Origin of the sequence: Streptomyces sudanensis, from assembly GCF_023614315.1 — a bacterium.
GTDB lineage: Bacteria > Actinomycetota > Actinomycetes > Streptomycetales > Streptomycetaceae > Streptomyces > Streptomyces sudanensis.
In genome coordinates this window covers 2,915,679-2,941,160 of record NZ_CP095474.1, presented here as the reverse complement: position 1 = coordinate 2,941,160, position 25,482 = coordinate 2,915,679, and the positions used below count along the sequence as shown (strand labels likewise).

At 72.9% G+C, this 25,482-nt stretch carries 21 protein-coding genes; 9 read left to right on the top strand and 12 right to left on the bottom strand.

Annotated features, from left to right (window positions below):
* Window positions 1–19 precede the first annotated feature (19 nt).
* Entirely contained in the window at window positions 20–844 is an 825-nt protein-coding gene (locus MW084_RS13655; RefSeq protein WP_010473604.1) for a maleylpyruvate isomerase family mycothiol-dependent enzyme, read from the bottom strand.
* 199 nt (window positions 845–1,043) lie between these two features.
* On the opposite strand from MW084_RS13655, the gene MW084_RS13650 reads away from it, so the two are divergent.
* The 4 genes from MW084_RS13650 to MW084_RS13635 all read left to right on the top strand — a co-directional run bounded on the left by MW084_RS13650 (window position 1,044) and on the right by MW084_RS13635 (window position 5,660).
* Window positions 1,044–1,853 carry a nitrilase-related carbon-nitrogen hydrolase gene (locus tag MW084_RS13650; protein ID WP_010473605.1) on the top strand — a complete coding sequence of 270 codons (810 nt, stop codon included), beginning with the start codon at window positions 1,044–1,046 and terminating at the stop codon, window positions 1,851–1,853.
* A 102-nt stretch (window positions 1,854–1,955) separates the two neighbouring features.
* Entirely contained in the window at window positions 1,956–2,105 is a 150-nt protein-coding gene (locus tag MW084_RS13645) for a thioredoxin domain-containing protein (RefSeq protein WP_010473608.1), read from the top strand.
* Window positions 2,106–2,138: 33 nt separating this feature from the next.
* Window positions 2,139–3,722 (top strand): recombinase family protein, encoded by a 1,584-nt coding sequence (locus MW084_RS13640; RefSeq protein WP_010473611.1) that lies wholly within the window; start codon window positions 2,139–2,141, stop codon window positions 3,720–3,722.
* Window positions 3,723–3,815: 93 nt separating this feature from the next.
* Window positions 3,816–5,660, top strand: a complete 1,845-nt coding sequence (locus MW084_RS13635) for an NHL domain-containing thioredoxin family protein (protein WP_010473613.1) — start codon at window positions 3,816–3,818, stop codon at window positions 5,658–5,660.
* Between the two features lie 258 nt (window positions 5,661–5,918).
* On the opposite strand, the gene MW084_RS13630 is transcribed toward MW084_RS13635, so the two are convergent.
* Window positions 5,919–6,152, bottom strand: coding sequence for a hypothetical protein (locus MW084_RS13630; RefSeq protein WP_010473615.1), 234 nt, complete (start codon window positions 6,150–6,152; stop codon window positions 5,919–5,921).
* 81 nt (window positions 6,153–6,233) lie between these two features.
* Window positions 6,234–7,526 carry a M18 family aminopeptidase gene (locus tag MW084_RS13625; protein WP_010473617.1) on the bottom strand — a complete coding sequence of 431 codons (1,293 nt, stop codon included), beginning with the start codon at window positions 7,524–7,526 and terminating at the stop codon, window positions 6,234–6,236.
* Between the two features lie 106 nt (window positions 7,527–7,632).
* Between MW084_RS13625 and MW084_RS13620 the strand changes: the two genes are divergently transcribed.
* Window positions 7,633–8,136 (top strand): DUF6083 domain-containing protein, encoded by a 504-nt coding sequence (locus MW084_RS13620; protein WP_255129684.1) that lies wholly within the window; start codon window positions 7,633–7,635, stop codon window positions 8,134–8,136.
* Window positions 8,137–8,225: 89 nt separating this feature from the next.
* On the opposite strand, the gene MW084_RS13615 is transcribed toward MW084_RS13620, so the two are convergent.
* A complete protein-coding gene (locus MW084_RS13615) occupies window positions 8,226–10,055 on the bottom strand; it encodes an acyl-CoA dehydrogenase (protein ID WP_275563611.1) in 1,830 nt (609 codons plus the stop codon).
* 328 nt (window positions 10,056–10,383) lie between these two features.
* Complete coding sequence (locus tag MW084_RS13610) at window positions 10,384–11,043, bottom strand: SMI1/KNR4 family protein (protein WP_010476068.1); 660 nt, start codon at window positions 11,041–11,043, stop codon at window positions 10,384–10,386.
* A gap of 304 nt (window positions 11,044–11,347) precedes the next feature.
* Here MW084_RS13610 and MW084_RS13605 point away from each other — a divergent pair, with 304 nt between their 5' ends.
* Window positions 11,348–11,800, top strand: coding sequence for an SseB family protein (locus MW084_RS13605; RefSeq protein WP_010476066.1), 453 nt, complete (start codon window positions 11,348–11,350; stop codon window positions 11,798–11,800).
* A gap of 467 nt (window positions 11,801–12,267) precedes the next feature.
* On the opposite strand, the gene MW084_RS13600 is transcribed toward MW084_RS13605, so the two are convergent.
* The 4 genes from MW084_RS13600 to MW084_RS13585 are packed head-to-tail and all read right to left on the bottom strand — an operon-like array spanning window position 12,268 to window position 15,002.
* Window positions 12,268–12,786 carry a sporulation delaying protein family toxin gene (locus MW084_RS13600; RefSeq protein ID WP_275563610.1) on the bottom strand — a complete coding sequence of 173 codons (519 nt, stop codon included), beginning with the start codon at window positions 12,784–12,786 and terminating at the stop codon, window positions 12,268–12,270.
* Between the two features lie 51 nt (window positions 12,787–12,837).
* Window positions 12,838–13,839 (bottom strand): sporulation-delaying protein SdpB family protein, encoded by a 1,002-nt coding sequence (locus MW084_RS13595; RefSeq protein ID WP_010476062.1) that lies wholly within the window; start codon window positions 13,837–13,839, stop codon window positions 12,838–12,840.
* On the bottom strand, window positions 13,830–14,393 hold the full coding sequence (locus tag MW084_RS13590) for an SdpA family antimicrobial peptide system protein (protein ID WP_010476060.1): 564 nt from the start codon (window positions 14,391–14,393) through the stop codon (window positions 13,830–13,832). Before MW084_RS13590 ends, MW084_RS13595 begins: the two co-directional genes overlap by 10 nt.
* Window positions 14,394–14,420: 27 nt before the next feature.
* Window positions 14,421–15,002: a sporulation delaying protein family toxin gene (locus tag MW084_RS13585; RefSeq protein WP_010476057.1), complete on the bottom strand. Its 582-nt coding sequence runs from the start codon at window positions 15,000–15,002 to the stop codon at window positions 14,421–14,423.
* 736 nt (window positions 15,003–15,738) lie between these two features.
* Between MW084_RS13585 and MW084_RS13580 the strand changes: the two genes are divergently transcribed.
* Complete coding sequence (locus tag MW084_RS13580; RefSeq protein ID WP_010475462.1) at window positions 15,739–16,713, top strand: pirin family protein; 975 nt, start codon at window positions 15,739–15,741, stop codon at window positions 16,711–16,713.
* Between the two features lie 206 nt (window positions 16,714–16,919).
* On the opposite strand, the gene MW084_RS13575 is transcribed toward MW084_RS13580, so the two are convergent.
* Window positions 16,920–19,016, bottom strand: a complete 2,097-nt coding sequence (locus MW084_RS13575; RefSeq protein WP_010475460.1) for an ATP-binding SpoIIE family protein phosphatase — start codon at window positions 19,014–19,016, stop codon at window positions 16,920–16,922.
* A gap of 152 nt (window positions 19,017–19,168) precedes the next feature.
* Here MW084_RS13575 and aspS point away from each other — a divergent pair, with 152 nt between their 5' ends.
* Window positions 19,169–20,935 carry an aspartate--tRNA ligase gene (aspS, locus tag MW084_RS13570; RefSeq protein ID WP_010475458.1) on the top strand — a complete coding sequence of 589 codons (1,767 nt, stop codon included), beginning with the start codon at window positions 19,169–19,171 and terminating at the stop codon, window positions 20,933–20,935.
* A gap of 217 nt (window positions 20,936–21,152) precedes the next feature.
* Window positions 21,153–21,905, top strand: coding sequence for a L,D-transpeptidase family protein (locus MW084_RS13565; RefSeq protein ID WP_010475457.1), 753 nt, complete (start codon window positions 21,153–21,155; stop codon window positions 21,903–21,905).
* Between the two features lie 118 nt (window positions 21,906–22,023).
* Here MW084_RS13565 and metG read toward each other — a convergent pair whose 3' ends face one another.
* Window positions 22,024–23,643, bottom strand: coding sequence for a methionine--tRNA ligase (gene metG, locus MW084_RS13560; protein ID WP_029553881.1), 1,620 nt, complete (start codon window positions 23,641–23,643; stop codon window positions 22,024–22,026).
* Between the two features lie 191 nt (window positions 23,644–23,834).
* Entirely contained in the window at window positions 23,835–24,353 is a 519-nt protein-coding gene (locus MW084_RS13555; RefSeq protein WP_255116143.1) for a VWA domain-containing protein, read from the bottom strand.
* Between the last annotated feature and the right edge of the window lie 1,129 nt (window positions 24,354–25,482).

Genomic DNA, 25,482 nt, shown 5'->3' with positions numbered 1-25,482 from the left:
CGCACCCCGCGCGGAGCCGCTACGGCGTGACGGCGAAGTGGGCGAGGATGGCGCCCGCCAGGTCCTCGTCGCCCTCCACCTTGACCCGGTCGGCGACCGCGGCGGGCCGCACCCGGCCGCAGGCGAGGCGCACGTACGTCTCCCAGTCCAGCGCCAGCGTCGCGGCCGGACCCAGCGACGGGGCCCCGTCGACCCGGCCGCGCCCCTCCGCGTCGACGCGGACCGTCCGCAGGAACTCGACGGGGCCGCTCACGTCGAAGACCACGGCCGTGTTCGGCGGGGCGCCCGCGTCCTTCGCGACGACCTTCGGCAGGAGGGTCAGCAGGGTGTCCCGCACGACGTACGCGCCGGGGGAGTCGAGGTTGCCGGGCCTGTCGAGCGCGGTGCGCAGGTCCTGCTCGTGCACCCACACGTCGAAGGCGCGCGTCCGGTACGCCACCTCAAGGCTCTGCTCGGCGCCCAGCGGGGCGCGCACCAGCGTGTCGGGGGAGCGGCTCTCGTTGCGCAGCATGCGGGCCCGGCGGATCATGACGTACTCCAGCTCGGCCGTCATCTCCGGCCCCGTGTGGTGCCGCCGCACGTCGACCTGCATCTCCATGTAGCGCGCGAAGTCACCGCGCACGTGGTACAGATCGCGGGGCAGGGAGTGGATCGGGCGCGGGTCGCCCAGCATCTCGCACTCCATGCCGATGATGTGGGAGACGACGTCGCGGACCGACCAGCCGGGACACGGGGTGGCGCGGTTCCACTCGCCCTCGACGAGCGGCTGCACCAGCTCGGCCACGGCTTCGATGGAGTGGGTCCAGGCGTCGGCGTAGGTCTGGAGGCTGGGATGGACGGTCACGGGACCCCTCGTGCGGCTTGGTACGCGGGCTGGGTGCAGTGGCATCCGCCGAGGAGCCCCGGAGGCCTCCCCTGGACGCGGTCCTCGGGGGAGGGATCCCCCAGGGGAGAACAGTACGCTCCCCCCGGCCCCTCGGCAGTGCTTTCGTGTGACGATCGTAGGCCCGTATGGACGGCCTCAACGCCAGGACGGTGGTAGTGTGCGCGCCTCTCTGATCCAGATTGCGGTCAACCCGGACGAAACGGTGGACGCGCGACGGCGGCGCGCCGCCGCGCTCGTGCGCGACGAGTCGGCGTCGGACCTGGTGGTCCTGCCGGAGCTGTGGCCGGTCGGCGCGTTCGCGTACGAGGCGTTCGCCGCGGAGGCGGAGCCGCTGCGCGGGCCGACGTACGAGGCGATGGCGGCGGCGGCCGCGGACGCCCGGGTGTGGCTGCACGCCGGTTCCTTCGTGGAACGCGACGGGGACGCGTTCTACAACACCTCGCTGGTCTTCTCCCCCGACGGAAGGCTCGCCCTGACCTACCGCAAGATCCACCGGTTCGGCTTCGACCAGGGCGAGGCGGTGCTGATGTCGGCGGGCCGCGAACTCGCCGTCGCCCCGTGCCCGCACCTGCCGTTCGGCCTGGCGACCTGCTACGACCTGCGGTTCCCCGAGCTGTTCCGGGGGCTGGTGGACGCGGGGGCCGCGGCCTTCGTCGTCCCGGCGGGGTGGCCGGCCCGGCGGCTCGGGCACTGGTCGCTGCTGGCGCGGGCCCGGGCGGTGGAGAACCAGGCGTACGTGCTGGCGTGCGGGACGGCCGGGACGCACGCCGGGGTCGAGCAGGCGGGGCACAGCGTGGTCGTGGACCCCTGGGGCGAGGTGCTGGGCGAGGCGGGCCGCGGGGAGGAGGTCCTGACCGTGGACCTCGACCCCGCGCGGGTCGCCGCGACGCGGGAGCGGTTCCCCGCGCTCAAGGACCGCGTGCTGGGCGTCGCGGCACCGGACCGCCCGGCGTCCGGCGGCCGGTAGGGGCGCCGCCCCGGGGCGTTCCCGCCNCCCCNGCCGGGCCCCCGTCGCGGGACGGGCACGCCCGCCGCCGGGGCGGCCGCCCGGGGGTGGCACCCTTGAACGATGAACGAAAGCGTTTCCGCGTCTCGGCGCGTTCGGGTACGGGCCCCTGAGCTGGTGGGCGAGGGAGGCTGGCTCAACACGGGCGGAGCCTCGTACAGCCTCGCCGACCTGCGGGGACGTATCGTCATCCTCGCCTTCTGGATTTCCTGAACCGATGTGCGCACTCCTCGCCAGCGTGGGAACGTGCACCAACACACCACTGCCGACCTGTACTTACGCCTCTCCCTGGACCGGGAGGGCAAGACCGCGATCGACCGCCAGGAAGCCGACTGCCGGGCGTGGGCGGAGCGCAACGGACTGACCGTCCGCAAGGTCCACATCGACCGTGGACGTTCCGGCTACAAGAACGTCAGCCGCAAGGGATTCGATGCGGCGATCACAGCAGCCACAGCCGGCGTCGTGGGCGTTCTGATCGTCTGGAAGCTCGACCGCTTGTCCCGCAAGGGCATCGGCGAGGTCGGCAAGGCGCTGGACGGCATAGACCGGGTCGGCGGACGGCTGGTCTCCGTCATGGACGGCCTCGACACGAAGAACGACAGTGCGCGGGTCACCATCGCGATGCTGGCGGAACTGGCGCGCAACGAGTCCCGCGACCTTGGGATGCGCGTCGGCAACGCCAAGCGGTACCTGCGCCAGCGGGGCCAGTGGATCGGCGGACAGCCGCCTTACGGGCTGCTGGTGGACCCGGAGACGAAGAAGCTCGTCCAGGACCCCGAGACCGCTGTGTACGCCCGACTGATCGCCGACGAGGCGCTCTCCGGGAAGGCCCTTGTCCACATCGCCCGGTTGCTGAACGGGCACGGGGTGGAGTCCGCCCGTGGAGGCGAGTGGAACTCGTCCAGCGTCATGCAACTCCTTCGCTCACCGGCCTTCGCTGGTCTCATGCCGCAGACCGAGTACGAGGAGCAGCCGGACGGGACACGCAAGTACACGAACCGGGTCTCTCCCTACCGGGATCCGGAGACGCTCGAAACCGTGAGTATCGGTGAGGGGATCATCACGGTCGGGGAGCGTGAGCTCATCCTTCGCCGGCTCGAAGCGCGCACGTTCCCCCTGGCAGGGAAGCGGCACGGCCAGAAGCAAGGGAAGTCTTTGCTCACCGGGATGGCACGTTGTGGGTTCTGCGGGGCCCGGATGAGCAAGGCCGGCACGTCGTACCAGTGCTCCAGTCACCGGATGGGGCGAGGATGCTCCGGCGTCTCGGTTCGGGTCGAGAGCCTCGACGACTACGTGACCCGGGCATTCCTCTCACGTCTGCCGTCCCTGGAACCCCGGGACCCGCTCCTCGCCGTGATCGCCGATCGCTGGGTACAGCGGGAGGACCCTGAGGTTTTCGCGAAGCGGGACGCGATCGAGGCGGAGATCGCGGACGAAGGGGCCCGTCTGGGGGACCTGGAGGAGGCCAGGTACGTCCGTGGCGAGTTCACCGGCGCAGACGCGATCGACCGGTACAACCGGCTCGCCGGACGACTTCGTACCCGGATCGAGGGACTGCGCGCGGATCTACTGCGGATGCCGATCCCTTCCGTGGACATCTCTCCGCTCCTGGACGCGGGCCTGCTACGTGAAGCCTGGGAGGCCGATGATGCGGCCGGAAGGCGTGAACGCCTCGGCCTCGCAATCGATCGAGTGGAAGTCCAGCGAGGGAGGGTGGGTGTGAGGTTCGACGGTGACGAGCGCTGCCGGATCGTCTGGGCGACGAGAGACGGGGCCCGGCCAGTCACTGGCCGGACCGGGCATATGACCTCCCTCCGAGAATCCTCGTAGGTCGCCGTGATGGAGCGGATCCCATAGGCGTGCTGGGCAACGGCGTCATACGGCCGTGATCTGGCGTTCATGGGCCAATGGCAAGCTTGAAGGATGAACGATGCTGCCCCGGAACCCGCCCCCGCTCCCGCGCCCCGCCGTGCCCGTGTCCGTGCCCCCGAGCTGATCGGCAAGGGAGGCTGGATCAACACCGGTGGGAAGGACCTGAAGCTCGCCGACTTCCGAGGTCGCACAACGATCCTCGATTTCTGGACCTTCTGCTGCATCAACTGCCTGCACGTCCTGGACGAGCTGCGGGAGCTGGAGGAGCGGCACCGCGACACCGTGGTGATCATCGGCGTGCACTCGCCGAAGTTCGTGCACGAGGCCGATCACCAGGCCGTCGTCGACGCCGTCGAGCGGTACGGGGTCGAGCACCCGGTGCTGGACGATCCGGACCTGGCGACCTGGAAGCAGTACGCCGTGCGGGCCTGGCCGACCCTGGTGGTGATCGACCCGGAGGGGTACGTCGTCGCCCAGCACGCGGGCGAGGGCCACGCGAAGGCCATCGGGACGCTGGTCGCCGAGTTGGAGGCCGAGCACGGGGCGAAGGGCACGCTGCGGCGCGGCGACGGCCCGTACGTGCCGCCGGAGCCGACCGCCACGCACCTGCGCTTCCCCGGCAAGGCGCTCGCCCTGGAGTCGGGCAACCTCCTGGTCTCCGATACGACCCGCCACCGGCTGGTCGAGGTGGCGCCGGACGGCGAGACCGTGGTGCGCCGGTACGGCGACGGGCGGCGCGGCCTGGTCGACGGGCCGGCGGAGTCGGCCCGCTTCAGCGAGCCGCAGGGGATGTGCGCGCTGCCCGACGGGCGGATCGTCGTCGCGGACACCGTCAACCACGCGCTGCGCGCCCTGGACCCGGAGACCGGTGCGGTCTCCACGCTCGCGGGGACCGGCGCCCAGTGGATGCAGGGCTCGCCCACGTCGGGTCCGGCCCGCGAGGTCGCCCTGTCGTCGCCGTGGGACGTGGCGTGGTGGCGGGGCCGCGTGTGGATCGCCATGGCCGGCGTCCACCAGCTGTGGGCGTACGACCCGGAGGACGGGACCGTGGAGGTCGCCGCCGGCACGACCAACGAGGGGCTGGTGGACGGCCCGGCCGCGGAGGCGTGGTTCGCGCAGCCGTCCGGGCTCGCGGCGGCCGGGGACCGGCTGTGGGTGGCGGACTCGGAGACCAGCGCCCTGCGCTGGGTGGACGCCGAGGGCCTCGTCCACACGGCCGTGGGCACCGGCCTGTTCGACTTCGGGCACCGGGACGGCGCCGCCGACCAGGCCCTGTTCCAGCACCCGCTGGGCGTGACCGCCCTGCCGGACGGCTCGGTCGCGGTCTGCGACACGTACAACCACGCGCTGCGCCGCTACGACCCGGCGGCCGGGGAGGTCACGACCCTCGCGACGGACCTGCGCGAGCCGAGCGACGCGGTCCTCGTCGACGGGGACCTGGTGGTGGTGGAGTCGGCGCGGCACCGGCTGACGCGGCTGCGGCTCCCGGAGGAGGCCGTGCGGGTGGAGGCGGTGGCGCACCGCACGCAGCGGGAGGCGACGGTGATCGCGCCGGGTTCGCTCCGGCTGGACGTGGTGTTCCGCGCGCCGACCGGGCAGAAGCTGGACGACCGGTACGGGCCGTCGACGCGGCTGCTGGTCTCCTCGACGCCGCCGGAGCTGCTGGCGGGCGGCGCGGGCAGCGGTACGGACCTGTTCCGGGAGCTGGAGCTGGACCCGTCGGTGACGGAGGGCGTCCTGCACGTCTCGGCGATGGCCGCCTCCTGCGACGACGACCCGGACAACGAGTACCCGGCGTGCCATGTCCACCAGCAGGACTGGGGCGTCCCGGTGCGGGTCGGGGAGGGCGGCGCCGCGCGCCTGCCCCTGATCCTGGCGGGACTTGACGAGGCGTAGGCCCGCCGGGAGCCGGCCGCCGCGCACGAGCGCCCCCGGGCACGGTCCGTGGGGCTCGTGCCGGGGGGCGCGGCTCGTGGGGCCGTCGTGCGCGGGGCGCGTCNGCCCCACNANCACGCCCCCGGGGAGGGCGGGCCCGCGGGGGCGCCGCCCTCCCCGGGGGCTCACGGGGGCGGCCCGCCCTTCGGAGCGGGGCCGCGCCGACGCGCCGTCACCGCCGTTCCCCCGCGGCCGCCTTCGCCGGGGCCGCGGCCGGGGTCAGAGCGTGCGGCCGTCGTCGCGCAGGGGGTCGGGTTCGGCGACCGGGGCCACGGGCGCGACCACCGCCCTGCGCCGGCGCGCGACGCTCGTGTAGGCGGCCACGCCGATCAGGCCGACCGCCATCATGATCAGTCCTGCCACGTCCAGGTTGAAACCGCTGATGTCCCAGTCGGTCGCGAACGTGAGGATCGCGCCTCCCGCGATGAGCAGCAGGCATCCGCCCAGGCCCATGATGTGCCTCCTCGTGTGTGAACTCGTCCCGGAGTCTTGCGGGTACCCGCTGCGGTCCCGGCAACGCCTCCGGGCGCGGAGTCACTTGAGGAAGGCGGTCAGGGCGTTGGCGAGGAGGTACGGGTCGTCGGCGCCGCACAGCTCGCGCGCGCTGTGCATGGACAGGCAGGCGACGCCGATGTCGACGGTGCGGATGCCGTGCCGGGCGGCGGTGATCGGGCCGATCGTCGTGCCGCACGGCAGGTCGTTGTTGGAGACGAACGACTGCCACGGCACGCCGGCCTCCTCGCAGGCCGCGGCGAGCACGGTCCGTCCGCTGCCGTCGGTCGCGTACCGCTGGTTGACGTTCACCTTGAGGATGGGGCCGCCGTTGGGGCGCGGGTGGTGCGTCGGGTCGTGCCGCTCGGCGTAGTTGGGGTGCACGGCGTGGCCCACGTCGGAGGAGAGGCAGACGGTCCCGGCGAAGGCGCGGGCGCGGTCCTCGTAGGTGCCGCCGCGTGCGTAGACGGATCGTTCCAGCACCGTGCCGAGGAGGGGGCCCTGGGCGCCGCTGTCGGACTCGGAGCCGTTCTCCTCGTGGTCGAAGGCGGCCATGACGGGGATGTGCGCGGTCGGGCCGGCGGCGGTGGCGGCGGTGAGCGCGGCGGTGCAGGCGTGGACGGACAGGAGGTTGTCCAGGCGCGGCGCGGCGAGCAGTTCGCGGTCGCGGCCGAGGTAGGCGGGGGGCTCGACGGAGTGGACCATCAGGTCCCAGCCGGTGACGTCCCGCGCGTCGAGGCCGGCCTCGTCGGCGAGGAAGCGGATCAGGTCGCCTTCGTGGACGTCGTCGCCCAGGCCCCAGACGGGCTGCATGTGGCGCTGGCGGTCCAGCCTCAGGCCGTCGTTGGCCTGGCGGTCCAGGTGGATGGCGAGTTGCGGGACGCGCAGCAGCGGACGGTCGACGTTCACCAGCCGGTGGCCGCCGTCGCGGAGGGTGAGCCGGCCGGCGAGGCCGAGGTCGCGGTCGAGCCAGGAGTTCAGCAGGGGGCCGCCGTAGATCTCGACGGCGACCTGCCGCCAGCCGTGGGCGCCGCTGTCGGGCTGCGGCTTGACGCGCAGGTTGGGGGAGTCGGTGTGGGCGCCCACGATCCGGAACGGCGTGTGGGCGGCGGCGCCCTCCGGCACGTACCACGCGATGATCGCGCCGCCCCGGACCACGTACCTGCCGCCGGCCGCGCCGTCCCACGCGGCGGTCTCCTCCACCCGGCGGAAACCGGCCTTCTCCAGCCGCTCGGCGACGGTCGCCACGGCGTGGTACGGGGACGGCGAGGCCGTCAGGAAGGTCATCAGGTCGTCGGTGTGGCCGCGGTCGAAGCGGGTGGGAGAGCTGCTCATGCCCACACCTTACGGGCGGCCGCCGGGGCGGACGCAGGGGTTCGTGGCACGGCGTTGTCAGTGGCGGCTGCGAGCATCGACGGGACGACACACCGTTGACCGACGCGTGACCGGAGGTGCACTGGTGGAGACGACGACTTCGGCCGCCCCGCCCGGGGCCGGGCCCGCCCGCCGGGCGGCGCCCGTGTGCGCGGCCTGCGAGGCGCCCGGCGCGCAGTGGAGCGCCCCGCTGATGATGCCGCTGTGCCCGGCCTGCACGAGGGCGGGCACCGGTTCGGCGGACCGCGACCCGGTGCGCCTGGGGGACGTGCTGCGGGTGACGGAGGCGGCGCTGCGGGCGTCCGGGCGCGGCCCGGGGCGGGTCCCGTCGCCGCGTACGGGCTCGCCCATGACGTGCCGGCACTGCGGGGGCCGGGCGCTGTGGCACCGCACGGTGAACGACCGGTGGGTGGCGATCGAGCCGGGGGTGCGTCCGGTGGCGGGCGTGCCGCGCGGCAGGCGCTGGTACATAGCCGGGGACGGCACGGCGGTGCACCTGCACGGCGCCGCCCCGGTGGACACCTGCCGGGTGAGCCACTTCGACGTGTGCCCGGCACGGATCCGGGGCTGAGGGCGGGAGGAGCGGGACGGGGGACGGCCCGCTCCCCCGGACCGGACCGTCCGGGGGAGCGGGCCGTCAGGCCGCGGGCGGGGCGCCGGTCAGAAGGCGGCCTCGTCCAGCTCCATCAGGGAGTTGTCGACGCTCTCGGCGGCCAGGCGCTCGGCGGCGACGCCCGGCAGGACGTTGGCGGCGAAGAACCTCGCCGCCGCGATCTTGCCCTGGTAGAAGGGCACGTCCTTCGCGGAGGCGCCGGCGGCCAGCTTCTCGGCGGCGACGGCGGCGCCGCGCAGCAGCAGGTAGCCGACGACGACGTCGCCGGACGCCATGAGGAGGCGGGTGGTGTTCAGGCCGACCTTGTAGATGTTCCTGACGTCCTCGCCGGTCGAGGTGAGGTCGGTGAGCATCCTGCCGACGATGGCCTCCAGGTCGACGGCCGCCTTGGCGAGCGCCTCGCGGGCGCCGGCCAGCTCCTCGCTGCCGGTGCCGAGCGCGAGGAACTTCCTGATCTCCTCGGAGAGGGCGTTCAGGGAGGCGCCCTGGTCGCGGACGATCTTCCGGAAGAAGAAGTCCTGGCCCTGGATGGCGGTGGTGCCCTCGTAGAGGGTGTCGATCTTGGCGTCGCGGATGTACTGCTCGAGCGGGTACTCCTGGAGGTAGCCGGAGCCGCCGAACGTCTGGAGCGACTGGGCGAGCTGCTCGTAGGACTTCTCGGAGCCGTAGCCCTTCACGATCGGCAGGAGCAGGTCGTTCAGGCCGTGCAGAGCCCTGGCGTCCTCGCCGGCCGCCTCCTTGACCTGGATCTCGTCCTGGACCGCGGCGGTGTACATGACGAGGGCCCGCATGCCCTCCGCGTACGCCTTCTGCGTCATCAGCGAGCGGCGCACGTCGGGGTGGTGGGTGATGGTGACCTTCGGCGCGGTCTTGTCCATGAAGTTCGCCAGGTCGGGGCCCTGCACGCGCTCCTTGGCGTACTCCAGCGCGTTGAGGTAGCCGGTCGACAGGGTGGCGATGGCCTTCGTGCCGACCATCATGCGGGCGAACTCGATGATGCGGAACATCTGGCGGATGCCGTCGTGCTTGTCGCCGATCAGCCAGCCCTTGGCGGGGTGCTTGTCGCCGAAGGTCATCTCGCACGTGTTGGACGCCTTGAGGCCCATCTTGTGCTCGACGTTGGTCGCGTAGACGCCGTTGCGCTCGCCCAGTTCGCCGGTCTCCCAGTCGAAGTGGTACTTCGGGACGAGGAACAGCGACAGGCCCTTGGTGCCCGGACCGGCACCCTCGGGACGGGCGAGGACGTAGTGGAGGATGTTCTCCGACATGTCGTGCTCACCGGAGGTGATGAAGCGCTTCACGCCCTCGATGTGCCACGAGCCGTCCTCCTGCCGGACGGCCCTGGTGCGGCCGGCGCCCACGTCGGAGCCGGCGTCCGGCTCGGTCAGCACCATGGTGGAGCCCCACTGGCGCTCCACGGCGATCTTCGCGATCGCCTTCTGCGCCTCGTTGCCCTCCTCGAAGAGGACGCCGGCGAAGGCGGGGCCGGAGGAGTACATCCAGATCGCCGGGTTCGAGCCGAGGACCAGCTCCGCGTACGCCCAGACCAGTGAGCGCGGGGAGGTGGTGCCGCCGATCTCCTCGGGCAGGCCGAGCCGCCAGTACTCGGAGTCCATGAACGCCTGGTAGGAGCTCTTGAAGGACGCCGGGACCGGCGCGGTGCCCGTCTGCGGGTCGAAGACCGGCGGGTTGCGGTCCGCGTCGGCGAAGGATTCGGCGAGCTCGTTCTCCGCGAGGCGCCGGAGCTCGTCCAGGACGCTCCTGGCGGTCTCGGCGTCCATCTCCTCGAACGGACCGGTGCCGTACACCTTGGCGCGGCCGAGGACCTCGAAGAGGTTGAACTCGATGTCGCGGAGATTCGACTTGTAGTGCCCCATGGCGACGGCTCCGTAAGGGATCGGGAGGCGGGTTCCTCGTGCATCTACCAGCTGGTAATCACGATGATGCTACCCGTGGGTAATAACGGCAACCCCGCCGCCCCGACTGTGACGCGTCACGCCCTCCGCGGCGCTCCGGCGCTTCGGCCGGCGCTCCGGCCGCCGGAGGGCCGCGGCTCCCGGGGCCGGGCGGCGGCGGGCGGCTTCCGCTCCCCGGCCCNGGNNGCCCGTNNGGNCCGGCCCGGGCGGCCCGTCCGGCCCGGCCCGTCCGGCCCGTCCGGCGCGCCCCGGCCCGGTCCGGTCGCGCCGCGACCGCCCGGCGAACCGGTCAGCCCGCGGTCGCCTTCGCGTACGCCTCGTCGAGCCAGTCCAGGTACCACCGGGCGAACGTGACGCCCAGCGGCTCCAGGTCGTCGTGGTCGCAGCGGGTGTCGTCCCACATGCGGCCGCGCTCCGGACCGGACACCACCAGCCACTGCCGCTGGGCGCACCCGAGGTGGCACAGGCAGATCGCGCCGACCGTGTACTCGTCGGACCACAGGGTCGCGAGCAGCCGCTCCTCCCACGCGTCGCAGGCCGCGTCGTACGCCTCCACGTCCTCGTACGCCTCCTCCTCCGGCCGGCCCCCCAGGAGCGCCGCCCTCTCGGCCGGGGACATCCGCTCCCGGAACGGCTCCGCGAGGCGCCGCGGCAGCGTCATGTCGCCGCCGTCCCCCTCCCACCCCCACGTGCCGTCCTCGCCGCGGCGCACCGGGAACACGCCGTACGCCGGGCCGGCCCCGCCCGCCCCGACGTGCAGCAGGAAGTCCCGGTACTCCTCGGGCAGCCGCACGCCGCAGTACCGCTCCAGGTCGGCCACCTCCGCCTCGGTCAGCGGGTCCTCCAGCGGACTTCCACCCCTGGGGAAGCCGAACACCCGCTCCGCGCCGGGTAGTCCGGCCAGTTCCAGGACCCGCTCGCGGACGCCCGCCCATGTCTGTGCGCTCATGGGGACGAGCGTAGGGAGTGCCACCGACAGTCGGCAGGAGCGTCATCGGTGCCCACACCCGGGTCCCGGCGGTCGAGGCTCCGCCACCGCCCGACGGACCGGACCGACGCGGAAGCGGCCGGCGGCGGGGCGGGGCCGGATCCGGCGCCCGGGGCCCTCGGAGCCGTACCGGTGCGGGCGGTTCGGTACCTGCTGCCCGGCCGGCCGCTCGCCGCGCGGCCCGCAGGCCCTGGGCCCCGGAGGCCCCGGCGCACTTCCCGGGCGCGCGTCACGGGCGGGCTCCGCACTCAGTACCCTTGCGTGCATGTACGGCTACGAGCAGAACCCGGGAGCCCAGCAGCAGTACGCCCCGCCCCAGCAGGGGTACGGGCAGCAGCCGCCGCTGTACCCGGAGCCGTCCCCGCCGTCCCTCACGGACGCCGTGCGCGCGTTCACCACGGGCTCGCTGTCCGCCGAGGACTTCCAGCAGATCTTCGCCACGTCGAGGGTGTACTGCCCGCGCGGCGACAACCCGGGCTTCCTCGCGCTGCACAACACGCAGCAGCCGGTCATCCCGATGTTCACGTCGCTCAAGCAGCTCCGCCGGTACGCCGGCAAGGAGTCCAAGTACTTCGTGATCACCGGCGCCGAGGTCCTGGACCTCCTTCCGACCGGGTACGGCTTCGTCCTCGACATGGAGGGCGACCACCGGATCGTCTTCGACGCCAAGGCCGTCGAGGAGATGGTCGCCTTCGCGATGCGCCGCATGTACGGCTAGGGCGTTTCCCCCGGGTCGTCCGATCGCCGGCTGACGTGTGCCGCCGACCGGTGCCCCGTGGGCGAGGACCGAGCGGCCGCTGCCGGAGCGGGCACCGGGGCGGGCGCCGGCGTGGTCACCGGCAGGTGGTCGACGCGATCGCGTTCGCGTACCGCACCGGGCACCGTGGACGGACCCGCCCGAGCGCTTCGACTCGTGGAAGGGCGTCCACGACCGGCTGCGGGGGTGGGCCGCCGGCGACACCCGGGAGAAGGGCCTCACCGCCCCGCCCGCCCGGGCCGACACCGAAGGCGACCTCGGCTGGATCGTCTCGGCGGACTCCACGATCGTCCGGGCCCACCAGCACGCCGCCGCGGCCCGTCAAAAGGAGCCCCGGCCGGCGAACCGGACCGTCATGCCCTGGGGCGGCCCTGGGGCGGACGGTCCGCGCTCCGGTCGGCGGCGGGCGGCCTTTGGCGCCCGTGGCGTCAGCGAATCACGGTGATCATCTTCGCCACCGCCCGTTCCCGCTTCAACCGGTTCTCCGGCGTCGCGGCCACGGGCAGCCAGAACAACGTCCAGAAGGCCCCCGCGTACCACACCGCCACGGCCAGCGCCAGGCAGCGGGGACTCGTCAGGGAGCTGCTCCCACCGCCTCCGGTGATGCGCCTGAGGCGGTGGGCCGCGACTGTCAGCGCCGCGTCCGCTTTCTGGGGGTTGCGCGTGGCGATCGCGTCACTGACCGATCGGACGGTACCGGGATAGCGGTCGTCGAGCAGGTCCATCAGCTCCTCCGCGGCCACCCGGTCCCTGCCGGCGGGGCCCACCGTGCCCGTCCGCAGCATCTCTCCCACCGGTCCCTGGGCGAAGAAGACGCCCCTGAAGACGGTACGCGCATCGGTTTCCAGTGACGTGGTCGCGGCCGCGCCGCTTCTCACGGGGACGGGAGGCGGCTGTGCGGCGCCGGCAGCGGACACGCCGGCCGTCAGAACCGCGACGGCGACCAACCAGACGAGTGGACGAACCTTCTTCAACGGAACCTCCGGGAATCTCCTGTGTTATTTCCCCGTGCACACGGCCTCGGTCGGGGCATCGGGCGGATCTCGGAACGTGCCGGTCGCTTCCGTTCCGCACCCCCGTCGCACCGCGCGCAGCACTTTCGAGGGGACCGGAAGGGGGTCGTAGACGCTCCGGTACGCGAGGAGGTCGACAGCCGCCATCGTGAGCGAGAAGGTCGTGATGCCCATGAAGAACGCGATGCCCGCGTGGAAGGTGAGCGAGGCCGCCAAGAAGGGGCGGCGCAGCCTCCAGGGCACCAGCAGACCGATGGCGAGACCGATCTCCCCGATGAACACGGACCAGGTGAAGAGGTTCACGGAAAACCCGTTCACCAGGATCGGGCGCAGGACCCACTGCTGCCATTCGGTAGCACCGAAGACGGGGTCGGAGAGCCAGTAGTACATCGCCGTCCCGTCCGCCCACTCCTGGACCCCGAGTTTCGCGACACCGGCCTGGAAGTAGATGACGAAAACCTGGACCTGGATCAGGAGGAGGAACGCCAGGGCCGTGAACCTCCGCGCGTACGACAGCCCGAGGACGGGCCCGTCCGTGTCGCCACGCGCGGGCGAAGTCCAGTGCCAGCGGCGGCCGTCGCAGAGGCCGACGGGTACGAGCAGCAGGGTGACGACCGCGCACACCTGGTCTCCGCCGTCCAGGACGGTCGCGTTGTTCTGGACGCTGAACGCCACGTACCAGTGGGGAACGCAGGTCCACCGCGGCCGCCAGCCGACGATCACCGCGAACAGCACCGCCAGGGCCGCCAGCCTGCCCGCCTCGAGCGAGGGCGCGACGCAGAACAGACCGATCGCCGACGCCCCGTCACACTGCTGCGCCCTGCCGGCCGTACCGGGCGCGGATGGGACGAAGAGCGTGTCGGGTCCGTTGACGGCGAGCGTCAGGAAGGTCGCCGACGCGAGCAGGCTCCGGGACACCCCCAGCACGTTGCCGAACGGGTCCCGCGCCGTGATCGCCGTGAGCCATGCCCCGATTCTCAGGAGCATGCGACCTCCAGGTGCAGCACGCGCGTGGCCATGGTCTCCGGGGGGTACTCCTTCGCCCACGCCCAGGGAAGCGGTTCACGCTCGGAGATGCCCAGGGTTCCGCACAGCACCGGCGACGGCGAGTGGTTCCGGAGCCTCGCGGAAACCGGGGTGCCGGCGAGACAGGCGGCCGGGGCCCTGCCCTCGCACTCCACCCAGGTCGCCTTCTCGTCGACCGCCTGCTGGTACAGGTGCCCCAGTTCCACGTTCCGGGCCCGCAGCGCCCTGCTGACACCGAAGAGGTTCGACGGGGACGCGCCCCCGGTCCGCTCCACCTCGCTCCATGCCCCCGGTTCCTTCTCCACCCACACCGACTGCCGCGGCTCGCGGGGGCTCCGGGTGAAGAACGCCCATCCCTCCGGCAGGAAGGAGCGCACGACCGGCGCCGCGGTGGGACTTCCGGCGGCTGTCTCGGGAACGACGCTGAACGCCACTTGAAGGAGGCCCAGCACCGCCACCGACGCCAGGACCAAGGCGGTGCGTGCCCTGCGCACCAGGAAGCGGGACGTGTCCACCCCGGCTCCTCCTCACGCTCTCCGCAGTCACTTCCCCAGGCCGTTCAGCACGTCGACCACGAAGCGCTCGTTCTCCAGGGTGCGGTTGCCGGAGGCGCCGACACTTCCCCAGTCGACGTCGTAGTACCTGAACATGGCGAAGTACACGACCACGAAGTAGAAGGCCCCCGCGATCATCGCCGCGCAGTTCGGGTTCACCAGCGCCTCTGCGGCGCCGCTGGACTTCACCACCTCGTTGAGGTGCGCGGCCGCGGCCCTGATCGCCTCCCTGGTGCGCTGCGGAGAGCCCGAGTCGATCGCGGCCGCGACGGCTCCCACCGTGCCGGGGTGCCTGTGCTCGACCTGGGCCATGAGCCTGTCGACGGCCCGCCTCTGCTCCGGCGAGGCGGGCTTCACCCCCGGGAAGTAGTGCGCGGGGATCCTCGCGGCGACAGGGCCCTGCCCGAAGAAGATCCCCCGGAAGACGGTGGCGGCGTCCCACGAAGGGGAGTCGGCGGCCGCGGACCGGGGTGCGTCCACCGGGCCGGCGTTGGCGTTGCCGATCGTCACGCCGCCGACCGCGAGTGCCAGGACGAGGGAGAAACAGGTGAAGCGGCGCCGGGTAGACATGCCCGCACTCCTTACACAGCTGTTGGCGTCCGATGTCGACGCAGCGGAAGAGGCGACGATCCGGGGCGGTCCGAAGACCCGACGCCCCGTGACCTCACGTTAGGAACATTGCACGGTGAGTGACAGTCCCGTGGCTGATGCACGCCACGTCCGGACGGTGCCCGCCGTACCCGGGAGTGGTCGAGAAGTCGCCCGCCGCGGGCGAGCCCGCCCCGGCACGGGAGGCGCCACCCGGCGCCGGGTGGCCCGACACCGGCTCCGCTTTGTCCGCGCCGCCGGACGGCCGTCGGCTTCCGCGCCGCCCGGTCTTCGGGCCGTCGCCGCGCGGGCCCTCCGGTCGCGGCGCCCCTCGGGTCCCCCGGCTTCCGGGCGGTTGCCTGCCGTCCCGCCGTCCTGCCGTCCTGCCGTCCTGCCGTTCCGCCGTTCCGCCGTCCCGTCGGGGTGGTGCCGGTGCCGTACCGGACGGGCCCGCCGCGGCGGGACCTCGGTACCGCCGCGGCGGACGCGGCCGAACGCCCCCGTCCGCCCCCGTTCCCTCCCGTCCGCTCCCGTCCGCGCGGGGGTGGCGACGGTACCGCCGCGGCCGGCGCGCGCCCCGCGGGGGGCGGCTCCCGCCATGCCCCGTGGACGCGCGCCGACCCGGGGCCGCAGGGTACGGGGAGGTGTTCCACTGGCATGAAGTTCAACGTTCAACTAAAGTGGGCCACGTCGCCCCGTCGAGCCCCGGAGGCCCGCCATGCCCGCCGTCACCGTCCAGAACCCGCTGACCCTGCCCCGCGTCGCCGCGCCCGCGGGCGCCGCGGCCCGTCCCGTACTGGCCGTGACGACCGCGCCGAGCGGCTTCGAGGGCGAGGGCTTCCCGGTGCGCCGGGCGTTCGCGGGGATCGACTACCGGTACCTCGACCCGTTCATCATGATGGACCAGATGGGCGAGGTGGAGTACCAGCCCGGAGAGCCGAAGGGCACTCCCTGGCATCCGCACCGCGGCTTCGAGACCGTCACCTACCTGATCGACGGCACCTTCGTCCACCAGGACTCCAACGGCGGCGGCGGCACCATCACCGACGGGGACACGCAGTGGATGACCGCCGGGGCCGGGCTGCTGCACATCGAGGCGCCCCCGGAGTCGCTCGTCGTGTCCGGCGGGCTCTTCCACGGCCTCCAGCTGTGGGTGAACCTCCCCGCCCGGGACAAGATGAAGGACCCCCGCTACCAGGACATCCGCGGCGGCTCCGTCAGGCTCCTCACCTCACCCGACGGCGGCGCGCTGCTCCGCGTCATCGCCGGCGCGCTGGACGGGCACGAGGGGCCGGGCATCACCCACACGCCCATCACCATGGTCCACGCCACGCTGCGGCCCGGCTCCGAGGTCACCCTGCCCTGGCGCCCCGACTTCAACGCCCTCGCCTACGTCCTCGCCGGGCGCGGTGCGGTCGGCACCGAGCGGCGGCCCGTCCGCACCGGGCAGACCACCGTCTTCGGCGACGGCCGGTCGGTCACCGTGCGGGCCGACGAGAAGCAGGACGGCAACACGCCCGATCTGGAGATCGTGCTCCTCGGCGGACGGCCCATCCGGGAGCCCATGGCGCACTACGGGCCGTTCGTCATGAACACCCGCGAGGAACTCCTCCAGGCGTTCGAGGACTTCCAGGCCGGCCGCCTCGGCCGGGTCCCCGCCGTCCACGGCGCAGAGAGGAAGCGGCCGTTCTGAACCCGGCCGGCGGTGCGTCGCCTCCGGTTCGTCGGCCCCCCCTTTGACGGCCCGTCGCTTTCGGTTCGTCGACGTCCCTTTTACCGGCCCGTCGCCTTCCGGGCCGCCGACCGCCCCGGCCCTTCCCGGCTCCGGCCGCCGGCGGGGTCCCGGCCCGCCGTGTGCCCTGCCGCGGCGCTCGGGGTCTTCGGCGGAGGGCGGCGGCACTACCATCCGGTGTTCGGCGCCCCGTCCTCGTGGAGCTCGAACCAGATGGACTTGCCCTCGCCCCGCGGGTCCACGCCCCAGCTGTGCGCCAGCACCTCCATCAGCATCAACCCCCGTCCCGACGAGGCCATCTCGCCCGGCCGGCGGCGGTGCGGCAGTTCGTCGCTCGCGTCCGCGACCTCCACCCGCAGCCGGCGCCTGCCGTGCTCCCCGCGCGCCTCCGCCACCAGCCGCGCGTCCCCGTCCGTGTGGAGCAGCACGTTGGTCACCATCTCCGACACCATCAGCACCGCCGAGTCGACCTGGTCGCCGTCCGTCCAGTCGTGCAGCAGTTCCCGGAGCAGCTGCCGCGCCCCCGCGATCCGCTCCGGCTCCACCTGTGCCACCGTCAGCGTCATACGCCGCGGCGGGGCCAGCCGCCCGGTCGGCCCGCCGCTGCGCGACAGCAGCAGCACGGCGATGTCGTCCTCCCGGCGATCCGCGAGCGGACCGGTCGTGTGGTGCGAACCGGGCCCGTGCACCGCCTCCACCAGGGAGTCCGCGAGGCCCTCCAGCGTGCGGTACGAGTGGTGCTCCTCCAGGAGCCTGCGGATGCGCAGCCAGCCCGTCTCCAGGTCGTGCCCGCCGGTCTCCAGCAGGCCGTCCGTGCAGACCATCAGCGTCTCGCCCGGTTCCAGCGTCATCCGGGTGGTCGGGTAGTCCGTGTCCGGGACGATCCCCAGCGGCAGCCCTCCGTCCGTCGGCTGGATGATCACCGTGCCGTCCGGCATCAGCACCGCGGGGTCCGGGTGCCCGGCGCGGGCGATGTCCAGCGTGCCCGTCGCCGGATCGACCTCCAGGTACAGGCAGGTCGCGAACCGTGCTCCGTCGGCGTCCCCGCCTCCGCCCCCGCCCTCCGTGATCCCGTGCAGGAACCGCGACGCCCGGGAGAGCACCGCGTCCGGCCGGTGGCCCTCCGAGGCGTACGCGCGCAGGGCGATCCGGAGCTGGCCCATGAGTCCCGCCGCGCGCACGTCGTGCCCCTGCACATCACCGATCACGAACGCGGCCCGCCCGCCGGGCAACTGGATCATGTCGTACCAGTCCCCGCCCACCTGCAGCCCGCCGCCCGTCGGCACGTACCGCGCGGCCACCTCCATGCCGGGGATCGCCGGGCCCAGGATCGGCATCATCGTCCGCTGCAGGCCCAGGGAGAGCTCCCGCTCCGACTCCGCCACCCCCGCCCTGGCCAGGGCCTGCGCCAGCATCCGCGCCACCGTCGTCAGCACCGACCGTTCGTCCGGGGTGAACCCCACCCGATGGGTGAACGCCGCCATCCACGCGCCCATCGTCCGGCCCGCGACGATCAGCGGCAGGAACGCCCACGACTCCCGGCCGAGGTGCCGGACCGACGACCACGTGGCCGGGAATCGCGTCCGGTACTCCTCCGGCGTCGACAGGTACACCGCCCGCCCGGTGCGGACCACTTCCGCCGCCGGGTAGTCCGCGTCCAGCGGCATCTCCGAGAACAGGTCCTCGTCGTCGGGGTGGTACCCGTGCTGCCCGATCATCGTCAGCCGGTCGCCCGTCACCCCGAACACCGCGAGCCCGTCCGGGGAGAAGCCCGGCATCGACAGGGAGGCCGCGACCCGCAGCACCTCCGCCGTCGACCGCGCCTCCGCCAGGGCCCGGCCCGCGTCCAGCAGGAACGCCTCCCGCGAACGCCGCCAGTCACCCGTCACCGGTGTCTGCGCGGCACTTCCCGGGTGCGGTTCGGCGACCTGCTGCAACGTGCCGACCAGGCGCATCCCGGCCTCGTCCGACATCGGCTTGGCCCGCGAGCGGATCGTGCGGACCACCTGGCCCTTCTCGTCCATCACCCGCAGCCGCGCCTCGGCGATGGTGTCCTCCGCGAGGGCCAGGCTGGCCACGGCGCCGAACTCGTTCCAGTCGACCGGGTGGACCCGGGAGCGCACCACACCCTCCGTCACCCCGACCGGCTCGGCGGGCAGCCCGAGCAGGCGGGCCGCCTCGGCGTCGAGCTCGATGATCCCGGTCGCGTGCCCCCACTGCCACAGGCCGGTCAGGATCGTGGCCAGCAGGTCCTCGGTGCGCATTGTCCCACTTTAGGAAGATGGACCGAAGTGACGCCACTGTGCGAAAGCCTGGAACCGGCCGCCCGGTACCCTGGTCGGTGTTTCACGTGGAACACCGTGTGTCGTTTCACGTGAAACACCGACCCCGATCCGCGAAGACTGGATGAACGACGATGCATCGGTACAGGTCCCACACCTGCGGCGAGCTCCGCGCTTCTGACGTCGGCACCGACGTCCGGCTGAGTGGCTGGCTGCACAATCGGCGCGACCTGGGCGGCATCCTCTTCATCGACCTGCGCGACCACTACGGCATCACGCAGCTCGTCGCCCGGCCCGGTACCCCCGCGTACGAGGCCCTCGACAAGCAGACCAAGGAGTCCGTCGTCCGTGTGGACGGCAAGGTCGTCTCGCGCGGTGCCGAGAACGTCAACGCGGACCTGCCGACCGGCGAGATCGAGGTCGAGGTCTCCGAGGTCGAGGTGCTGGGCGCCGCCGGGCCGCTGCCCTTCACCATCAACACGGACGACGGCGTCAACGAGGAGCGCCGCCTGGAGTACCGCTTCCTCGACCTGCGCCGTGAGCGCATGCACCGCAACATCATGCTGCGCACCGCCGTGATCTCCGCGATCCGGCAGAAGATGGTCGCCCTCGGTTTCAACGAGATGGCCACGCCGATCCTCACCGCGACCTCTCCCGAGGGCGCCCGCGACTTCGTCGTGCCGTCCCGCCTCAACCCGGGCAGGTTCTACGCGCTGCCGCAGGCCCCGCAGCAGTTCAAGCAGTTGCTGATGGTCTCCGGCTTCGACCGCTACTTCCAGATCGCGCCCTGCTTCCGCGACGAGGACGCCCGCGCCGACCGTTCGCCGGGCGAGTTCTACCAGCTCGACGTGGAGATGTCCTTCGTCGAGCAGGAGGACGTCTTCCAGCCGATCGAGAAGCTCATGACCGAGCTGTTCGAGGAGTTCGGCGGCGGTCGCCACGTCACCTCGCCGTTTCCGCGGATCCCGTTCCGCGAGGCGATGCTGAAGTACGGCTCCGACAAGCCGGACCTGCGTGCGCGGCTGGAGCTGGTCGACCTCACGGACGTCTTCGCGGACTCCGGGTTCAAGGCGTTCGCCGGCAAGCACGTCCGCGCCCTGCCGGTCCCGGCGGTGCAGGACCAGCCGCGCAAGTTCTTCGACTCGATGGGCGAGTTCGCCGTCGAGCACGGCGCGAAGGGCCTCGCCTGGATCCGCGTCGGCGAGGACATGGCGCTCAGCGGCCCGATCGCGAAGTTCCTCACCGAGGACGACGTCACGACGCTCGTCGACCGCCTCGGCCTGAAGCCCGGTCACGCCGTGTTCTTCGGTGCCGGCGACTTCGACGAGGTCTCCAAGATCATGGGCGCGGTCCGCGTCGAGGCCGCCAAGCGGGCCGGCCACTTCGAGGAGGACGTCTTCCGGTTCTGCTGGATCGTCGACTTCCCGATGTACGAGAAGGACGAGGAGACCGGCAAGATCGACTTCTCGCACAACCCCTTCTCGATGCCCCAGGGCGGCATGAAGGACCTGGAGGAGAAGGACCCGCTGGACATCCTCGCCTGGCAGTACGACATCGTCTGCAACGGCGTCGAGCTGTCCTCCGGCGCGATCCGGAACCACGAGCCGGAGATCATGATCCGGGCCTTCGAGATCGCCGGGTACGACCGGGAGACCGTCGAGCAGGAGTTCGCGGGCATGCTCCGCGCGCTCCGCTTCGGCGCCCCGCCGCACGGCGGCATCGCTCCGGGCGTGGACCGCATCGTCATGCTGCTGGCCGACGAGCCGAACATCCGCGAGACCATCGCGTTCCCGCTCAACGGCAACGCCCAGGACCTGATGATGGGCGCCCCGTCGGAGCTGGACGAGGCGCGTCTGCGCGAGCTGAACATCGCGCTGCGCAAGCCGGTGTCGGACAAGTAGGCCGAAGCGAGGGCCCTGGGGATCGCCGAGAGGCCCCCCGGGGCCCTCGTCCTGTCTGCGGCAGTGCCCGCGGCGGGGTACGGACCGGGGCCGCGGCACCGGCCGTGTGGAGGCTTACGGGGGGTTCCCGGGACGGAGGCGTTCCGGGCGGGGCTCCGCGTGGGAGCTGTGATGGGGAGGACCCCGCACACCTGCCACCGCCACCGAAAGGCCCGCCATGCCCGCCCTGCGACGCCACCGCCTCCTCGCCGCGACGCTGCTCGTGCTCCTGCCGCTGGCCGCCTGCGCCGGCGAACCCGACGGCCGCGACCGGGGGGCCGGCGGGGCCCGGCAGGAGGGGGCCTCCCCGCACGCCGCGCCCGGGCCTCCCACCGCCTCCGCCGAGATCCCCGGCCTCGGCCCGGCCACCCGTACCGCCGTCCCGGACGACAGCCGCCAGGCCGTCGTCGTCCGGGGCCGGGGCCGCGACGCGAACACCGGCACGGTCACCCTGTACGAACGCAGACCCGGCACCGGGTGGACCGCCGTCCTCGGCCCGTGGCCCGCGCACAACGGCGTGCGGGGCTGGACCGACCACCACGTCCGGGACGACCTGCGCTCCCCGGTCGGCGTCTTCGGCCTCACCGACGCGGGCGGCCTCCTGCCGGACCCGGGTGCGAAACTCCCGTACGACCGGGACAGCCGCTTCATCGCCACCGGCAGCGGTTCCCTGGGGGAGCCGCTGGAGGGGTCCTTCGACTACGTCGTCGCCGTCAACTACAACCGCGTCCCCGGCAGGACGCCCCTGGACTGGACCCGCCCGCTCGGCGAGGAGCGCGGCGGCGGCATCTGGATCCACGTCGACCACGAGGGGCCCACGCAGGGCTGCGTGTCGCTGGAGCGCGCCCACATGCGGGAGCTGCTGAGGTGGCTGGACCCGGCGCACAAGCCGGTGGTGGTGATGGGCGACGTACGGAGCCTGAGGCGCTGACGGGGTCCAGGCCGTCCCAGGGTGCGCCGGGCGGCCCCGGCGGGGCGTCCGGGCCGGAGGACCGCCGAACGCCCCGCCGCTCCGGAGCGGCGGGGCGTTCGGCGGGGCACCGGTGCCGTCAGGCGCCCTTTGCGGGCTCCTCCAGGCGGGGGAAGAGGACCGCGCCCTTCGTCACCGTCGCGCCGGGCGGGAGCTGGCCCCAGGTGCCGGCGTCGGCGAGCGGCTGGTCGGCGAGGGCGCCCAGGGCGGGCTCCGCGCCGAGGGACTCCCACAGCTTTCCGGACGTGTCCGGCATCACCGGGTTGAGCAGGACGGCCACCGCGCGCAGCGACTCGGCCGCCGTGTAGAGGATCGTCGCCAGGCGCGCCCGGCCCTCGGGGGAGGCGTCCTTCGCGACCTTCCAGGGCTCCTGCTCCGTGATGTAGCCGTTGACCTGCTTCACGAAGTCGAAGATCGCCAGGATGCCGCCCTGGAAGTCCAGCTCCTCGCCGATCCTCCGGTCGGCCTCGGCGACCGCCTTCACCAGGCCGGCGTGGACGGCCCGCTCGGCGTCACCGTCGGCCGTGGCCTCGGGCAGGGCGCCGTCGAAGTACTTGCCCACCATCGCCGCCACGCGGGAGGCGAGGTTGCCGTAGTCGTTGGCCAGCTCGGAGGTGTAGCGGGCGGTGAAGTCCTCCCAGGAGAACGAGCCGTCGCTGCCGAAGGCGATCGCCCGCAGGAAGTACCAGCGGTAGGCGTCCACACCGAAGTGCGAGGTCAGGTCCTGCGACTTGATGCCGGTCAGGTTCGACTTCGACATCTTCTCGCCGCCGACCATCAGCCAGCCGTGCGCCACGACCCTCCCCGGCAGCGGCAGGCCCTGCGCCATCAGCATCGCGGGCCAGATCACCGCGTGGAAGCGCAGGATGTCCTTGCCGACCAGGTGCACGTCGGCCGGGAACGTCGACTCGAACTTCGCCTGGTCGGAGCCGTAGCCGACGGCCGTCGCGTAGTTCAGGAGGGCGTCCACCCACACGTAGATGACGTGCTTCTCGTCCCACGGGATCGGGATGCCCCAGTCGAAGGCCGAGCGGGAGATCGACAGGTCCTGCAGGCCCTGCTTGACGAAGTTCACGACCTCGTTGCGCGCCGACTCGGGCTGGATGAAGTCCGGGTTCGCCTCGTAGAACTCCAGGAGCTTCGGGCCGTAGGCGGAGAGCTTGAAGAAGTAGTTCTCCTCCTTGAGGATCTCCACCGGCCTCTTGTGGACCGGGCAGAGCTTCACGCCCTGCTCGTCCTCGATCAGGTCGCCGGGGAGCTTGTACTCCTCGCAGCCCACGCAGTACGGGCCCTCGTAGCCGCCCTTGTAGATCTCGCCCTTGTCGTACAGGTCCTGCACGAACTCCTGGACGCGGTCCGTGTGGCGCTTCTCCGTGGTGCGGATGAAGTCGTCGTTCCCGATGCCCAGGTGCTTCCAGAGGGGCTTCCACGCCTCCTCGACGAGCTTGTCGCACCACTCCTGGGGGGTGACCCCCTTCGCTTCGGCCGTGCGCATGATCTTCTGACCGTGCTCGTCCGTGCCGGTGAGGTACCACACCTTCTCGCCGCGCTGACGGTGCCAGCGCGTGAGCACGTCGCCTGCGACGGTCGTGTAGGCGTGGCCCAGGTGAGGAGCGTCGTTGACGTAGTAGATGGGGGTCGAGACGTAGAAGGACTTCACGCCCTCGCCCCCTTGCTTCTCGGATCCAGTGGCCGCCATGCCGAAATCCTATCGGCCGGCCGAAGCGCCCCTCACCTTCGTTCGCCCCGTCCGCCCCCGGGGCACCGGGAACGGACGGGGACGGGGGCGGACGNNNGCGGACGGGGACACGGTGCGGGGCGGGACCGGCCGCGCCCGGCCGGACCGGCGCCCGGGACCGATGTCTCGGACCGGTGTCTCGGGCCGGTGCCTCAGACCGGCCAGGCGGCGAGGAGCTCCCGGTAGAAGCGGGCGTGCGGGATCTCCCGCGGGGCGGGGCCGGCGTGGAAGAAGGCGGCGTTGTCGACGTCCAGTTTGCGCAGGTAGTCGAACGCCTTGCCGTCCTCCTCGCCGAACGCGACGAACTGCCAGAACACCGGCCGCCCGGTCGCCGCGGCGTCCGCGAGGGCCTGGGTGGCGGCGGTCCTCGACTCGGGGGCGCCGTCCGTCTGGAAGACCACCAGCGCGGGCCGGTCGGGGCCGGTCCTCTCGTGGTGGGAGAGCACCTCGCGGACGGCGCGGTCGTAGTTGGTGCGGCCCATGCGGCCCAGGCCCTCGTGCAGGGCGTCGATCCGGCCCTCGGCGTTGTCGAGGGTGAGGTCGCCGGTGCCGTCGACCTCGGTCGAGAAGAACACGACGGGCACGGTCGCGTCCTCGTCGAGGTGGGCGGCGAGCGCGAGCACCCGCTCGCCGAGCTGCTGGGCGCTGCCGTCCTTGTAGTACGGGCGCATGGACCCGGACCGGTCGAGCACGAGGTACACCACGGCCCGCGCCCCGGTGAGGCCCCGCTTGCGCAGCGCGGTGCCGGCGGCCTTGTACGCCTCGACGACGCCCGCGGGCGCCACCGCCTTCACCCGCCGCAGCGCGACGGCGGGCTGCCCGCCCTCGGCCGCGGGCTCCCGCTCGTCGGCGGTGTCCTCGGGGGTGGCGGTGTCCTCGGGGGTGGGGGTGTCCGGGTCGGCCCCCTGCCCGTGGGTGGAGGTGTCCGGGTCGGTCCCCTGCCCGTGGGTGGTGTTCTCCGGGGCGGTGTCCTCCCGGCGGGTGTCCTCCCTGGCGGGAGCGTTCTCCGGGGTGGGGGTGNCCTCGNCGGTGNGNGNGNCCTCNNCGGTGGGGNTGTCCTCGGCGGTGGGGGTGTCCCCGGCCTCGGGTTCCCGCGGCGCGGTCTCGGTGGCGGGTTCGGCCCCGGGAGCGGCGGTGTCCGCGGCGGCCTGTTCCGGTTCGGTCCCGGTCGCCTCGGAAGTGGTCACCTCGGCGGTGTCAGTGATCTCGGCGCCGGCCCCGGTCTCGGCCTCGGAGGCGGCGGTCTCCCGGATACCCGTCTCGCCGTCGCCGTCGCCGTCGCTGTCGCTGTCGCCGTCGGCCTCGGTCTGCGTCGCCGGGGCTTCCGGTACGACGGCGGCCTCGGCCGCCGGTGCGGGGGCCGCTTCCGCTGCGGCGTCCGTGCCGTCCGCCTCGGGTGCGCTCTCGGCCCCGGGCTCCTGCGGCGCGGTTCCGGCCGTGGCGTCGGCGGGCCCGGCGGCCTCCGGCTCGTCCGCCGCGTCGACGGTGTCCGCGTCGGATCGCCCGGCCGACGGCACCTCGGCCTCCGGCTCGGTCTCGGCTCCGGCGGCCGGCCCGGTCTCGGCGTCCGCTTCCGCCACTGCGTCCGCCTCGGCCTCGGCATCAGCCTCCGCCTCGGCGTCCGTCCTGGCCTCCGCTTCGGTACCCGCCTCGGCCTTGGCATCAGCCTCCGCCCCGGCGTCTGTCCTGGCCTCCGCTTCGGTACCCGCCTCGGCCTTGGCGTCCGCGTCCGCCTCGGCGCTCGGCTTGGCCCCCGCCTCGTCGTCCGACTCGACCTCGGACGCCGCCCCGGCCCCNNCT